We start from the raw sequence: 13,230 nt of genomic DNA, 5'->3' as shown, positions 1-13,230 counted from the left end.
GGCGGGCCCAGAAAACCGGCCCGAAAACCGACTCAGCCCAGCAGGGTGCCAAGGTAGTTGCTGTTCTTACGAACCTTGATGGTCTTCTTCATGGCGAACACCCCCCAACTGCTGCTCGATCCGACAGGCAAGCGGGCGGGCCCAGAAAACCGGCCCGAAAACCGACTCAGCCCAGCAGGGTGCCAAGGTAGTTGCTGTTCTTACGAACCTTGATGGTCTTCTTCACGGCCGACACCTCCTTCCGTGATGGATTTCGCGCTCGTGCGATTCGCTCATGGCCGGTCAGGCAACTGCGGCCATGCGAACGCTGGGAGCGCCGCCTTTGTCGCCCAGGACCACGTCACCGCTTTCGGTGTACACGGTGGTGTCGGGCGAGATGATGTCGAGGTGGTACTGGGTGAAGGGCGTGAGACCCAGTCCCCAGTGGAGGCAGCCTCGCTCGCCGCCGTACACCTCGTTCATGGCATGGTTGCCCGGCAGAATGTCCAGGCTGGTATTGAGGGCGTGTCCGATCTCCCAGACCAACGTGTAGCGGGAGTCGATCTCGAACATGGCCTCGAAGACCTTGGCGACCGCGGCGCCTTCCTTTCGGAAGGGGCGCAGTGACGTGATCGTCCCCTTGGCGACATCGCAGACCACCGCTTCGTGTTCCAGGCCGGCGAGTTTGCCGGAGAGGCGGGCCTGGTCCTTGCGGATGAACGACGGTGTACCGCTGTGCAGGATGGGGAATCCGCGGAACGCGATGCTGCCTTCGAGTGGAAGGTGCAGCTTCTCGTCGAATTCGACGATCTGCATCGGCAGAACGCTGATCTCCCCGGAGGGAACGATCTGCTGCTCTCCCCATTCGAGAGGGCCGGCCTGCTGGTTCCAGATCAGGCCGTCGGCGAGGTGGTCGAGTACGGCGCGCGTGCCGTGACGCTCGTCGACGTAGACCAGGTGGTCCGTGGACTCGGCGAGCTCGAAGAAGCGGTCGCTGAACTCGCCCTGCTCCTTGGCGGAGGTGTGCTCGATGACGCCGATGAAGTGGCGGATGATGTCGAGATCAGCGGGCGTCGAGTTGCAGGCCATCCCCATCAGCTTGCGATTCTGACCGAGGGCTTCTTCCGAGGGTGACTCGAAGAATCGATACGGTGAGATGACCAAGGAGTGCGACTGCTGAGGAATCGTTTCGTCAGCGAGCATGGCCTCGAAGTCGTCGCCCTTGCCGATAAGGATCGTCCGGTATTCGACGTACGGGGCTTCCTTGACGATCTCCAGCTCGTTCTCGAGCTCGCGGTTCGTAATCAGACAGAAGACACTCCCCTCCGCCGACCCGAACTGACTGTATCGAGCAGGGTTTATCTTGATCGCCGTCATAACCAGCAAGTCCTCTCGTCGGTCCTTAGCCACTCGACCCAGGCCATAGCCAACATCAACCAAGTCAAGGCGCACAACAATGCCTGGAACTATGGCCTGAATTGAAGGAGGTTTAAACGGAGAGAACCGGGAACCGGAAGCAAAAAATCCATAGCTGCACCGCAGCCATCATGCGATTTCCCTCGATCAGAATCTGTCAAGTACACATCTTTTACATTTACGAAACAGTTCGGAACGGCGAAGTTTCCAGCCATGATCCGAGCCGGCAAAACAGACACATGTCCGTCAGCACACATCGGCCGCACTGACGGAGATCTACGCGCTGACGGAGATCCAAGCGGGCCGGCCGTTCGGTCTGCGCAGCCCCCCGGCCGTCAGCCGGCGCACCAGTTCCTCGGCGCCGACCTCCACCGCGCCCGCCGCCAGGCGTCCGCGTAGCGGTGGGAAGGGACGTCGTAGTGGTCGCGTTCGAAGGCGCGCGGCAGGGCTACAGCTGCGCGGCGCGGTCATCCTGGCTGCGCAGCCTCAACCCCGCCACATGATCACGACTCAGAACAGGCTCTCCTAGAGGCGGGGCGGCCCAGGCCCCGGGAGAGCTCCGGGCCTGGGCCGGCCTCCGGTCGGCGCGGTCCGGCCGCTGTCAGCGCCGTAGCCGCGCTCTGCGTGCCAGGGCGCGGCGCAGTTCGGTCACCGCCCCCAGGCCCAGGAGCAGCGCGAGAGCCACGGACAGCATGATCTGCACGCTGCCCGTCACCACCAGGCCGGCGCGGAAGAGCCCGACGGCCGCGACGGCCGTGAGCGTCGCACCCAGGGCGAGCACGAGGACGAACCGGCGTTCGGCGCCGGGGAGTCTGCTGCCGTTGCGGGCCCGCTGCTTGAGCCCTTCCCCCAGCCAGTAGCAGAACAGAGCCGCTCCCTCCAGCACGGTCGTCACCGCCGCAACAACGAGGTCGAGCACGAGTGTCCGCATGGAGCAAGGTTCGTGTCCGCGTCGCGGCCCGTCATGAGTACGGATGCTCACCTGGTCGTCCGGGCAGGTCTCCGCGGGGCCAGGGCGGGATTTCACGGGGCTGTGCCGCTCCCCGCGGCCCCTGACGTCGGCCCGGCGACCCGTATCGGGGCCCCTACTGGTCGCGCTGGTCCGCTCCGTCGGCGCGGCCCGCCGTCGCCTCGGCGATCCGCTCGGCGAGCGTGTCCACGTTCTGGAAGGTGAGCCCGGCCAGCGCCACGTGCTTCCAGCGGACCACACCCTCGGCGTCCAGCACGAACACCGAACGCCGCAGGCCGAGTCCGGGCACGGCGATGCTGTACGCGCGGGCCACCTCGCGGTCGGTGTCGGCCAGTAGCGGGAAGCGCAGGTCGTACTGCTCGGCGAAGCCCTCGTGGCTGTCGAGGCCTTGCGGGCTGATGCCCCAGACGGTGGCTCCGAGGTCCTTGAACCGGTCGAGTTCCGACGTGTAGGAGCACAGCTGGCGGGTGCAGACGGCCGTGTTGTCGCCCGGGTAGAAGGCCAGGACCAGCGGGCTGCCGCGGTGGGCGGAGAGCGTGTAGTCGCTCCGCTCGGGCCCCGAGGAGGTACGGACGGTTCCCGGAACGGTGAAGTCAGGGGCGGGAGTACCGATGTCGGGCGTCCTGGCCATGGTGAATCTCCCTCTCGGGGGCAGCGGGGCGGGACCGCCGCGTCGCGGACCCGCCGGGCAGTCTGCCAGTCCCTTCCGCAGGGGCCCGCGGCGCGGTGGCCTCCGGTGTCGCCGGTGGCCGGCGCCCCGGGTGGCCGGCGCCTCGGGTGCCCGGTGTCCCGAGTGCCCGGTGTCCCGAGTGCGCGGGGCGTCGAGTACCCGGGGACCTAGGACTCCTCCGGTTCGTCGTCCGTCGCGAGGATGGAGTGCTCGAGCTTGCGCAGCAGCCGCGCGATCTGGCGTCGTGGCGGTTCCTGTCCAAGACGCTGATCGAGAAGCGCCACTGGGACGTGCTGGAGCAGGACCGGGTAATGCTGGAGGTGATGCCGGCCGACGCGGATCAGCAGGAGAACCTGTACCAGCACGACCTGGGAGTGGTGCGGCTTCGCCGCCTGTTCCGGGCACAGGCGGAGGCGCAGTCGTCGGCGGGCGCCTGAGCACCGGGCGACGGGGCCCTCGTTTCCGGCACGGACGGTGCGGGCTCGGTCGACGAGGCCCGCACATCCGCGGTTTCCGGGCCGGACCGCCTCGACGCATCCCGGCCGCGTAGAGGCGGCCCGTGACGCACCGGCCTTGCCGGACGGCAACGGCCGCCGAATGGCTGGCCCTTGGCGCTACCTGGCACGATGCGATCATGACGCAGGACATACAGGCCCACGGAGAGGCGCTTGTCGCCGCCGCCCGCGCCGGCGACACCAAGACCGCCCGCCGCCACACCGACTTCTTCGTGCTGCGCAAGCACGTGGACGAAGGCATCCCGTACTGGGAGGAGGCCGTGGCGGCCGGAGACGCCTTTTCGCACTACACCCTTGCCCGGTACCGGAAGATCCGGGGTGATCGGCAGGCGGCGGAGGCGCTCTACCGCGCCGTCGCCGACCGGCACGCCGGGTGCGCTTACGGACTCGGCGTACTGCTCCGCGAGGACGGTGATCCGGAGGCCGCCGATTGGTTCCGCCGCGGCTGGGAGGGAGGACGCCACCTCGACTGCAAGATCGAGCTCGGCAAGCTGCTGGCGGCCGAGGGGCGGATCGACGCGGCGGCGAAGTTCCTGATGAGCGACATCGAGCTGGGCGACATCGCGGTCTTCCGCTGGGCGCAGCTCTTCGAGTCGATCCGCGCGGACTTCGACCGCGTCGCGGCGGGGCTCGATGCCGCCGAGGCCGCCGGGGACGGCGACGCCGCCGCCGAGGCGCTGCGCCCGCTGTTCGACCTGGAACAGCACTTCCTCACCTACCCGGGCCTGACGACCGAGGCCGCCGGTTACTACCGCAGGGCTTCCGCGCTCAGCGGAGCCGCCCGCGTGGACCACGCCGTGTTCCTGACCGAGACCGGCGGCGAGGCGTCCTGGCCCGAGGCCCGCGGCCTGGTGCTCCAGGCCCATGAGGAGGGCTACGAAGGCGCCGCGTACGCACTGGGTGTCCTGCACGAGCAACGCGGCGACCTCGGCGACGCCGAGCACTGGTACGGCCTCGCGGCCGCTCGTGGGCAGGGGGCGGCCCAGTGGAACCTCGGGCTCCTCTGCAAGCGCCAGCGGCGGTACGAGGAGGCGGAACGCTGGTTCCGGGAGGTCGGCGAGGACGACGAGGACGTCGTCGCGCAGCTGGCCCGGATCGCCGTGATCCGAGCGGCCGGCGGTGTCGCCCCCGGCAAAGACCTGCGCCGTCTGCCAGGGCTGCGGGAGCGGGCCGAGGCGGGCGACGTGCATGCCTCGTACGCGTACGGAAGGATCCTCGGCGACTGGGGCGGCGCGGACGACCGCCGCCTGGTCCGCTGGATCGAGCCCGCCGCGCTGGCCGGGGACCCACAGGCGGCGTACGACCTTGCGGAGCTGTACGGGGCGCTGCGCAGGCCCACGCTGCGCGACCAGTGGTACCGGACGGCCGCCGAGGCCGGCCACCACGACGCGTGCAACCAGATGGGGTGGCTCTCCGAGCACCACCGGGACTACCAGGAGGCCGAGCGCTGGTATGTGCGTGCGGCCGGTGACGGGTCCCCGCTGAACGCCATGCTGGCGGGCAAACTGAAGGCTCAGCGCGGCGCATACGCCGAGGCGGAACCCTTTCTCCACATGGCCTGGGAACAAGGTGGCGACTCCGCGTACAGGACGGAGGCTGCCGGGTACTACGGACTCGTCCTGCACCGGCTGGGCCGCCTCGCGGAAGCCATCGAGCCGCTGCGGACGGCCGCCGCACGCTGGGACGACGACGTGAGCGCCCGCTACAGCCGGGACGACCTGGACGTACTGACCCGGACGGTCGACCCGGAGAAGGAGCTTGCGAAGGTGGAGTCGGCGCTGACGGCGTGACGCTGCCGGCTGGAGCCTGCGGGCGTGCCCGACTGGGACGCCTCCGCGCGAGATCGTGTGGCCATCCAGCGCGCTCTGGTACCAACTGTCCCTCTCGGTCACGCCTATTGTGGTCAGGCTGCCCGGGCGTCTCCTTCGCGGACGTCCTGCAGGAGGCCAAGGACATCGGCTACCCGGTCTGACGACGACAGCGGGTCGCTCGCGCCCGAGGAGCTGTCCGAGGCAATCCGGGCGGATCGGCAGGTCGCCCGCCGAACCGGCGTCCGACGGGTGGCGGCCCTGAAGCCCGTCAGGAGCGTCGGGTGCCCACCCGCCGCTCCAGGGCGTCCGGCCGATGGACGTTCGGGGCCGAGCCGTGGCACGGCATCGATGGATGGGTCGGCCGATCACACCGAACACCGGTCGCGCGAGGCGGGCGTAGCTCCCCCCAAGGAGGGCACTCGTACGACGGCTCGGCGGAGCAGGGACCGCCGGATGGAAAATCCGAGAGGTGTGCGCCATGGAGATATCCGGCGTCATCAGCGCGATCGTGATCGGCCTCGCCATCGGCGTTCTGGGGCGGCTGGTGGTTCCCGGTCGTCAGCACATCGGGGTGCTGTGGACGATCGTCGTCGGCATCGCCGCCGCGTTCGTCGGCACCGCTCTGGCCGCGGCGTTCGGGGTGGCGGACACCGATGGTGTCGACTGGATGCAGTGGCTCATCCAGATCGCACTCGCCGCGACGGGAGTTGCCGCACTGAGCCGGGTCAAGGCCCTTCGCTGACCACGGCCCGACTCCGGGGAACGTCAGGGCGACAGCGGTCGGCACAGCAGCGCGTCCGGTGTCCTGGCCGAGCCGACGCGGCCGGTGTACGCGACACCGGCCGCGTACTCGTCGTCCGCGCACTGGCCCTTGAAGCGGCCGTGGGCGAAGTCGCCACCCCCGGCCGCCGGAGGGCGATTGTCGCCGCGGTCGAACCACACGGTCCGGCCCGTCGTCCCCAGCCGCGTCGCCCCGGCCGAGGCGCAGAGGGCACTGGACACGGCGGCCCCTCGGATGCTGTAGCCGATGAGGAAGTGCTCGGCGGGGCACTGAAGTTTGGTGTAGCCCGAGGCCCAGTCGCCGCCCGGACGGACGTGCCGCTCGTCGCGCACCACCTCGTGGCGGCCGTTCACCGCCCACAGGTCCCGCCCGCCCGCGTCGGTGCACAGGCCGCGGTTGCCGGTGTGACCGAGGCCGGTGAGGCGCTGGCCGTCGGGGCAGACCGCCTTGCGGGCGCCGGCGTCCCAGTCCCCCGCTGCCCGCATCCGCAAGGACTGGACGAAGTCGCCGTGGTCGGGGCTGAGCATCGACCAGCGGTCGGTGATCGGGACCGTGCCGGTGCGCCCCTCGGCGGCGATCAGCCGGCTCCACGCGCCTGCACGCCAGTCGTCACCGTCGAAGACGCCGATCCGGTGTCCGGCCGAGTCCCAGTGCAGCAGGGCCCAGCCGTTGCCTTTCTTGTTCTCGTGCCGGCCGACGAGGGGCCAGTAGGCGAAGTCGGCGTCTGCCCGGACCAGTTCGTCGACGAAGTTCTCGAACCACGCCCGCGGCTTCTCGCCGCGCTCGTCCCGGCCGCCCACGCCGAATTCGCTGATCCACACGGGGCCGGTGAAGTGCCGCTCTCCCTCGGCGGTGACGTAGAAGGCCTGCCGGTGCAGCACGTCACGGAGCTCCGCGCGGCTGAAGTCCTGGTAACGGCTGTCGGAGGTCTCGCCGACGCCGGTCGCACCGCTGTGCCTGGGCCCCGTGTAACCGTAGAAGTGGGCCGAGTAGACCAGTTTTCCGGACCGCACGAGTGTGTGGGAAAGCCGTTGGACGGGCTCCAGGGTGGGGCGCTCGTGGGGCAGGCCGTCGACGGGGATGCCGGTCCAGTTGATGCCCTCGACGATGATCAGGAGGTCCGGGTTCGCCTCCTGGAGGATCCGGTCGCCGAGGCGCTGAGAGGCGGCGAACCAGTCGTGGTTGTCGCCGAGGCCCCAGTTGGGGTCGTCCCAGACCGAGCGCCGGACCTCGTTGTAGAGGTCGGCGCCGACGACTCGCGGATTGCTCTTGTAGCGGCGCGCCATGAAGAGCCAGTCGTCCTCCCACGCCTGGTTGCTCTGGCTCGCGTTCCAGCGCTCGTTGCCGTCCACGGCGCAGCACCATCGGGTGGTGTTGGTGTGATTGTTGAGTACAACGGCGAGGCCCGCGTCGGTGAGCGCGGTGACGGTCGCGTCGTAGATCTCCAGCGGTGTCCTGTCACGCAGGGCCGGGTTGGCCGCGACCGAGGCGTCGGCGACGGGGCGTCGGTCGTGCAGCATCTCGTTGGAGAAGGGCAGGCGGACGCTGTTCAGGCCGAGTTCACGGAACCCGGCGACGATCTCGGACATCGGGGCGCGGTCCAGGCCGAGCGGGATGCGGTCGGCCTTCTCGCCCGCGTGATGATTCGCCGGGTCCTCCCGGTCGCCGCTCCCGTTCCAGGTGCCGCTCGCGCCGTGCCAGTTGCCGGACTTGAGCTTGAAGCGGTTGCGGGCGGCGTCGACGATGTAGCGGCCGCGGGTGCTGAGCGGGGGCGTCCAGTCCGCTGCCGCCGGCCGTACGGCGGGTGGGTCGGCGGCGGGCGCGCTGGACGCGGGTGACTGCTCGTCCGCTCTGGCGGGAAGCGCTGCCGTCGCGCCGGCGAGGAGGCCCGAAACAACGGCGCCGAGCACTAACTTGCCGAGTGGCCTATTCATGATCGTCGCTCCCCGATCCGTAACCCGTTCGAGCCCGCGTGCCCGGCGGCGTCACATGACGAATGCAGCGGTTTGACATGACTGCGCCATGATGACGGTGCCGGGCCTCGATGACCAGAGGTACGGACCAAGGGCGTGGACGGAGCCGACCCCTCCGAGACGGGTCCGTCAGAAGAAGACGCCGCAGCGCAGCAGAACGTTCTCGTACGGTCGGGCCTCGCCCGTCCGCACCACCAGCCGGGCCCGCGCCGTGAGCGCCTTCAGTTCGTCGTGCGGGACGAACTCCAGGCCGGGAAGGCGCACTTCCAGCAGGCGGGCGGTGGCTGCGTTGGCCGCGTACACCTCGTTCGCGGCCGTCGCGCCCTCCACGACCAGTTCGGCGAGCAGCCCGTCGAGCACGTCGGCGAACGACGGGATCCCGGCCCGGAAGGCGAGATCCACCACACGCGGGCCGTCCGGGACGGGCATGCCCACGTCGCAGATGAGGACCCCGTCACCGTGGCCCAACTCCGCTACGGCTCCGGCGAGATGACGGTTGAGAATTCCGGACTTCTTCACGCGTCACCGACCTCCTCGGCCCTCGGGAACGACTCCTGAGCGCCCTCGCGGGTGACCGCGGCCGCACCCACCCGGACGGCGAACCCTGCTGCGGCCACGAGGGTTTCGCCTTGCCCGAGCCGCCACGCCAGAGCCGCGGTGAAGGCATCACCGGCGCCCGTCGTGTCGACCGGTTCCACTCGCGGGCTCGCCACCCGCTCGCAGACGCCGTCGCCGGCGACCAGGGCGCCCTCCGCGCCCAGGGTGACGACCACCGTCCGGGGGCCGAGACCCAGGAGCGCCTGCGCCCACTCCTCGGGCCCGGGCCCTGCCGACTCCCCCAGGATGAACCGAGCCTCGTGCTCGTTCACGACCAACGGGTCGCAGGCGGCGAGCACGTCCAGGGGCAACGGCGCGGGCGGGGACGGGTTGAGGACGAGGCGGGCGCCGGACGGCAGGGTGCGCGCCACCTCCGCGACCGTGACGAGGGGGATCTCGAGCTGGACCGACACCACCCGGGCGCGGGCGAGCAGATCGCCCGCGGCCCGGATGTCGTCGGGTGCCAACCGGGCGTTGGCGCCGGGCGAGACCACGATGCTGTTGTCGCCCGACGGGTCGACCGTGATCAGCGCGACCCCGGTGGGCGCCCCGCCGACGAGGACACCCGCCGTGTCGACACCGGCCGCCCGCTGCGAGTCGAGCAGCAGCCGCCCGTGGGCGTCGTCGCCGACCCTGGCGAGCAGGGCCGTACGGGCGCCGAGGCGGGCTGCGGCGACCGCCTGGTTGGCTCCCTTTCCGCCGGGGTGGACGACGAGGTCGGAGCCGAGGACTGTCTCGCCGGCGGCGGGGCGGCGTTCGACGCCGATGACCAGGTCGGCGTTGGCGGAGCCGACGACCAGCAGGTCGTAGCCGATCGGGCCGGCCCCGTTCGCACAGTCGTCGTAACCGGTCGGACCGACCCCGTTCTCGTGGTCGAGGGTCATGAGAAGTCCGCCACGTTCTCGCGGGTGACGACCTTGACCGGCACCTTGACCGTGCTCTCGGTCTTCTCGCCCTTGGCGGCCTTCACCGCGTTCTGCACGGCGATCTTCCCGAGTAGGGTGCTCTTGCCGGCTCCGTTCTCGCCGAGCAGGACGTGCACTTCGCCGCGGCGCAGGTCGAAGTCGACGGGGTCGAGAGCGACCACGCCGGGGAAGGTCTTGCGGATGCCTTCGATGCGCAGCAACTCGTCCGGGTTGCTCACCGGTTGCTCCTCTCCTGAGACGTGGGGGTGGGCGGCTCGCCGCAGGACCGGCGTACGACGAGGCGTGCGGGAAGGGTGACGGACTGCGGGGGTCTGCCTTCGATGAGGTCGACGAGTGCGCGTACGGCGGCGCGCGCCAACTGGTCCGTGGGCTGGGCGATCGCCGTGATCGGCGGGTCGGTGTGCACGAACCATGGAATGTCGTCGAACGCGGCCAGCCCGATGTCCTGCGGCACCCGCAGCCCGCGGGCGCGGATGGCGTCGAGTGCGCCGAGGGCCATCAGGTTGTCGGCGGCGAAGACGACGTCGGGCGGTTCTGGCAGTTCGAGGAAGCGCTCGGTGGCGCGGCGTCCACTGTCGGCCTGGAAGTCGCCCTGGCCGATGAAGTCGTCGGGCAGCGGCAGCCCGTGCTCGCCCAGCGCCGCGCGGAAGGCCTCGACGCGTTCGTGGCCGGTGGTGGTGGCGGCGGGGCCGGCGATGATGGCGAGCCTGCGGTGGCCGAGGCCGTTCAGGTGGGCGACCAGGTCGCGGATCGCCTGCCGGCCGTCGGCGCGGACGACGGGGACGTCCACTCCGGGGATCCAGCGATCGACGAAGACCAGGGGAGTGCCGCCGTCCACGGCGTCGGCCATCAGCGGCGAACGCCCGTCGGCCGGTGAGACGAGCAGCCCGTCGATACGACGCTCGAGCAGGGTGCGGACGTGGTGGTCCTGGAGGTCGGGCTGCTCGTTGGCGTTGCCGATGATGACGCTGAAGCCGAGAGTTCGGGCCTCTTCCTCGACGAAGCGGGCGAGTTCGGTGAAGTACGGGTTGAGGACGTCGCTGATGACAAGCCCGAGGGTGCGGGTCTGGTCGGTGCGCAGCGAACGGGCGACCGCGTTGGGCCGGTAGCCGAGGGCTTCGACGGCGGCGAGGACGCGGGCCTTGGCGTCGGGGCTGACGGAAGGGTGGTTGTTGAGTGCGCGGGAGACCGTGGCGACGGACAGCCCCGCCGCGGCCGCGACATCCTTGATGCCGGCCATGTCCGGACCACCTCCTTGCGGGTTCCGTGAGCCTGCGGTGCCATGGGCCGATGCCGCATGGAAACGATTACACGAGGAGATGGAAACGTTTACACTCCACGCGGCGCAAGACTCTCACGGCGGGCGAGATCAGATCGTGACGCGGGCGCTCAGGCGAGCGCGGGGCGGGCGCGACGCCGGGGCCGTGGCCGCTTACGCGCCGGCTACGGATGGAGTGGCGAACCGGCGGGCGAGCGAGCCGTGGACCCACCACCCCATGACCGCGCCCACCGCGTACCAGACAAGGTCGGGCGCGTTGAAGGTGGAGCCGAGAACGAGGTGGGCGACGGCGCTGTGCCGGGCCAGCTCCGCGGGCACGCCGGTGAGTTGCAGCAGCTCGACCGCCCAACTGAACGCCAGCGCCGCCCCGGCGGCCGCGACGGGCCGCGACCGGGGTGCCACGAACACGACCAGCGCGAGGATCAGAACGGTGTACAGCGCGTCCCCGGCGTACTTCGCGACGCTCCCCTCCAGCAGCGCCCTGACCCCGAGGCCCGCCACGATCGTCACCACCGCCACCGCGGCCGCCACCGACCGGGTCCCTGAGGACCCGCCCACCCCTTGAGAGATCATCCGATCAACCTAGGACGCGCGAGGAGGACGTGCGACCGGCAGACGATCACATTTACACGATGTCGCGGCATAGTGACCCGGGAAACGCGAGAGACCCCAGATCTACTGGGGTCTCAGCAAGTGTCCGAGGGGGGACTTGAACCCCCACGCCCGATAAAGGGCACTAGCACCTCAAGCTAGCGCGTCTGCCATTCCGCCACCCGGACCAGGTGGTCGGCCCCGGTCTCCCGCGGCGACATGGACAACAATACCAAAGGATCGAGGTGCCCCTCACCCACGTTTTGCGTGGTCAGTGGCGTGCGCGGCGACGCGCGGACGCCGTCGCCACAGCCCGTGCCCATGCAGTTGCAACGCGTGAGGCTACCGTCGGCTGCGTGAGTCAACGCCCCTATCGACGGCCCCGCCCGCTCTCTCCGCTGCGCGAGCATCTGCGGGACACGTTCTGGTTCGCCCCCACTCTCGCGCTCGTGCTGGTCTGTGTGGTGTGGGGTCTGATCGACGCCTTCGACACTGCTCTCCTGGAGTCGCTCCAGGCGGACCGCGACTTCGGCACCGTGCGGACGCTGATCTCATGGGCGGAGGACGCCAAGGTCGTCGTGACCACGGTCAGCTCCGCGATGATGACCTTCATCGGTGTCGTCTTCAGCATCTCGCTCGTCGCCGTGCAGATGGCGGCGGGCAACTTCAGCCCCCGGATCGTACGGATCTTCATCCGGAGCCGGATCAGCAAGCTGACGTTCTCGGTGTTCCTGTCGACGTTCCTGCTGTCGCTGCTGGTTCTCACGTCGTACGACAGCGAGACCGACCCGCGGAAGGTGGTGTCGGTGCCGCTGTTCCAGGGTGCGCTGACGCTGCTGATGGTCGGGCTCAGTCTGCTGCTGTTCATCGCCTATGTGACGCAAACTCTGCAGCTGATGAAGGTCGGACCCGTCGTGGAGCGGGTGACGAAGGAGTCGTTCCGGGTGCTGCACCGGATGCCGGCGCAGGATTCGGCGCCGGCGCCGGCACCCCTGTCCGCCGAGGTGACGTTCGTCCCGCATCACGGACGGGCGGGGACGCTGCGGGACGTGCATGTGGCCCGGCTCGTGCGGACCGCACGCCGCAAGGACGTGGTACTGCGCATCATTCCCCGCATCGGGGACTTCGTCGTGCCCGGCATGCAGGTTGTCGCCGTGCACGGCGGGCGGGAGGGGCTGCCCGCGCGGCGCGTCCTCCAGTCCTCGCTGTCGGTCGGCACGGAGCGGACGTTCCATCAGGACCTGGGCTTCGGACTGCGTCAGCTGTCCGACATCGGTCTACGCGCGCTCTCGCCGGCGGTGAACGACCCGACCACCGCAGTGCAGTGCATCGACCGCATCGTGCACTTCCTCGCCGCGGCGGCGCATCTCCCGCTCGGGGCCGTACAGCACCAGGACGGCGACGGCGTGGTGCGGTTGGTGCAGGACGGTCCCGGGTGGGGTGATCTGGTCGATCTCGGGTTCACGGAGCTGCGGGGCCGTGCGGTGGGCGATCCGCAGGTGAGCCGGCGGCTCATGGCCTCCTTCGACGACCTGCTGCGGTTCGTGCCGGACGAGCGGCGCGAGCCCCTGCTCCGCCACCGGGCGCTGTTGGTGCAGGCGGTGGAACGGTGGCTGCCCGAAGCAACCGAGCGTGCTTTCGCGTTGGAGGCCGACCGCCAGGGCATCGGTTGAGCCGCCGGCCGGCGAAGACGGCGGCCCGCACATGCCGGTCGAGGTGCCT

Annotated in this window: 11 protein-coding genes, 1 tRNA gene and 3 pseudogenes; 4 read left to right on the top strand and 11 right to left on the bottom strand. The window is 70.0% G+C overall.

What is annotated here, in order from left to right; all coding sequences use genetic code 11:
* Positions 1-282: 282 nt before the first annotated feature.
* From ACIQ7Q_RS23535 to ACIQ7Q_RS23520, 4 genes and pseudogenes are all read right to left on the bottom strand, one after another.
* Positions 283-1,356, bottom strand: coding sequence for a hypothetical protein (locus ACIQ7Q_RS23535; protein WP_403865429.1), 1,074 nt, complete (start codon positions 1,354-1,356; stop codon positions 283-285).
* 315 nt (positions 1,357-1,671) lie between these two features.
* Positions 1,672-1,838: pseudogene (locus ACIQ7Q_RS23530) on the bottom strand (DUF4031 domain-containing protein); the annotation flags it as partial.
* Positions 1,839-1,996: 158 nt separating this feature from the next.
* Complete coding sequence (locus ACIQ7Q_RS23525) at positions 1,997-2,326, bottom strand: hypothetical protein (protein ID WP_403865426.1); 330 nt, start codon at positions 2,324-2,326, stop codon at positions 1,997-1,999.
* 154 nt (positions 2,327-2,480) lie between these two features.
* Positions 2,481-2,996, bottom strand: a complete 516-nt coding sequence (locus tag ACIQ7Q_RS23520; RefSeq protein WP_403865423.1) for a peroxiredoxin — start codon at positions 2,994-2,996, stop codon at positions 2,481-2,483.
* Positions 2,997-3,277: 281 nt separating this feature from the next.
* On the opposite strand from ACIQ7Q_RS23520, the pseudogene ACIQ7Q_RS23515 reads away from it, so the two are divergent.
* The 3 genes and pseudogenes from ACIQ7Q_RS23515 to ACIQ7Q_RS23505 all read left to right on the top strand — a co-directional run.
* Positions 3,278-3,472, top strand: a pseudogene (locus tag ACIQ7Q_RS23515) (3-phenylpropionate dioxygenase); the annotation flags it as partial.
* A gap of 197 nt (positions 3,473-3,669) precedes the next feature.
* Positions 3,670-5,340 carry a sel1 repeat family protein gene (locus ACIQ7Q_RS23510; protein WP_403865420.1) on the top strand — a complete coding sequence of 557 codons (1,671 nt, stop codon included), beginning with the start codon at positions 3,670-3,672 and terminating at the stop codon, positions 5,338-5,340.
* Positions 5,341-5,839: 499 nt separating this feature from the next.
* Positions 5,840-6,103, top strand: coding sequence for a GlsB/YeaQ/YmgE family stress response membrane protein (locus ACIQ7Q_RS23505; protein ID WP_403865417.1), 264 nt, complete (start codon positions 5,840-5,842; stop codon positions 6,101-6,103).
* A gap of 23 nt (positions 6,104-6,126) precedes the next feature.
* Here the strand turns inward: ACIQ7Q_RS23505 and ACIQ7Q_RS23500 are convergent, their stop codons facing one another.
* The 7 genes and pseudogenes from ACIQ7Q_RS23500 to ACIQ7Q_RS23470 all read right to left on the bottom strand — a co-directional run bounded on the left by ACIQ7Q_RS23500 (position 6,127) and on the right by ACIQ7Q_RS23470 (position 11,696).
* Positions 6,127-8,076 carry a glycoside hydrolase family 5 protein gene (locus ACIQ7Q_RS23500; RefSeq protein ID WP_403865414.1) on the bottom strand — a complete coding sequence of 650 codons (1,950 nt, stop codon included), beginning with the start codon at positions 8,074-8,076 and terminating at the stop codon, positions 6,127-6,129.
* Positions 8,077-8,244: 168 nt separating this feature from the next.
* Positions 8,245-8,634 carry a D-ribose pyranase gene (gene rbsD, locus ACIQ7Q_RS23495; RefSeq protein ID WP_403865411.1) on the bottom strand — a complete coding sequence of 130 codons (390 nt, stop codon included), beginning with the start codon at positions 8,632-8,634 and terminating at the stop codon, positions 8,245-8,247.
* Positions 8,631-9,596, bottom strand: a complete 966-nt coding sequence (locus ACIQ7Q_RS23490; protein ID WP_403865407.1) for a ribokinase — start codon at positions 9,594-9,596, stop codon at positions 8,631-8,633. Before ACIQ7Q_RS23490 ends, rbsD begins: the two co-directional genes overlap by 4 nt.
* Before the next feature lie 110 nt (positions 9,597-9,706).
* Positions 9,707-9,901: pseudogene (locus ACIQ7Q_RS23485) on the bottom strand (ATP-binding cassette domain-containing protein); the annotation flags it as partial.
* Positions 9,853-10,878, bottom strand: a complete 1,026-nt coding sequence (locus ACIQ7Q_RS23480; RefSeq protein ID WP_403865403.1) for a LacI family DNA-binding transcriptional regulator — start codon at positions 10,876-10,878, stop codon at positions 9,853-9,855. The pseudogene ACIQ7Q_RS23485 and the gene ACIQ7Q_RS23480, both read right to left, overlap by 49 nt.
* Before the next feature lie 192 nt (positions 10,879-11,070).
* Entirely contained in the window at positions 11,071-11,490 is a 420-nt protein-coding gene (locus ACIQ7Q_RS23475; protein WP_403865401.1) for a DUF2809 domain-containing protein, read from the bottom strand.
* Between the two features lie 121 nt (positions 11,491-11,611).
* Positions 11,612-11,696 (bottom strand) — tRNA-Leu (locus ACIQ7Q_RS23470).
* Positions 11,697-11,864: 168 nt separating this feature from the next.
* Between ACIQ7Q_RS23470 and ACIQ7Q_RS23465 the strand changes: the two genes are divergently transcribed.
* Positions 11,865-13,181: a DUF2254 domain-containing protein gene (locus ACIQ7Q_RS23465; RefSeq protein WP_403865398.1), complete on the top strand. Its 1,317-nt coding sequence runs from the start codon at positions 11,865-11,867 to the stop codon at positions 13,179-13,181.
* Positions 13,182-13,230: the final 49 nt, after the last annotated feature.

Origin of the sequence: Streptomyces sp. NPDC096176 (genome assembly GCF_044763255.1) — a bacterium.
Taxonomy (GTDB): Bacteria; Actinomycetota; Actinomycetes; order Streptomycetales; family Streptomycetaceae; genus Streptomyces.
This window is presented reverse-complemented; position numbering and strand designations above follow the sequence as displayed.

Coding starts and splice junctions, on each gene's coding strand:
- ACIQ7Q_RS23505 (WP_403865417.1), top strand. CDS start 5,840: ATGGAGATATCCGGCGTCATCAGCGCGATCGTGATCGGCCTCGCCATC.
- ACIQ7Q_RS23475 (WP_403865401.1), bottom strand. CDS start 11,490: ATGATCTCTCAAGGGGTGGGCGGGTCCTCAGGGACCCGGTCGGTGGCG.
- ACIQ7Q_RS23510 (WP_403865420.1), top strand. CDS start 3,670: ATGACGCAGGACATACAGGCCCACGGAGAGGCGCTTGTCGCCGCCGCC.
- ACIQ7Q_RS23520 (WP_403865423.1), bottom strand. CDS start 2,996: ATGGCCAGGACGCCCGACATCGGTACTCCCGCCCCTGACTTCACCGTT.
- ACIQ7Q_RS23535 (WP_403865429.1), bottom strand. CDS start 1,356: ATGACGGCGATCAAGATAAACCCTGCTCGATACAGTCAGTTCGGGTCG.
- ACIQ7Q_RS23525 (WP_403865426.1), bottom strand. CDS start 2,326: ATGCGGACACTCGTGCTCGACCTCGTTGTTGCGGCGGTGACGACCGTG.
- ACIQ7Q_RS23480 (WP_403865403.1), bottom strand. CDS start 10,878: ATGGCCGGCATCAAGGATGTCGCGGCCGCGGCGGGGCTGTCCGTCGCC.
- ACIQ7Q_RS23490 (WP_403865407.1), bottom strand. CDS start 9,596: ATGACCCTCGACCACGAGAACGGGGTCGGTCCGACCGGTTACGACGAC.
- ACIQ7Q_RS23500 (WP_403865414.1), bottom strand. CDS start 8,076: ATGAATAGGCCACTCGGCAAGTTAGTGCTCGGCGCCGTTGTTTCGGGC.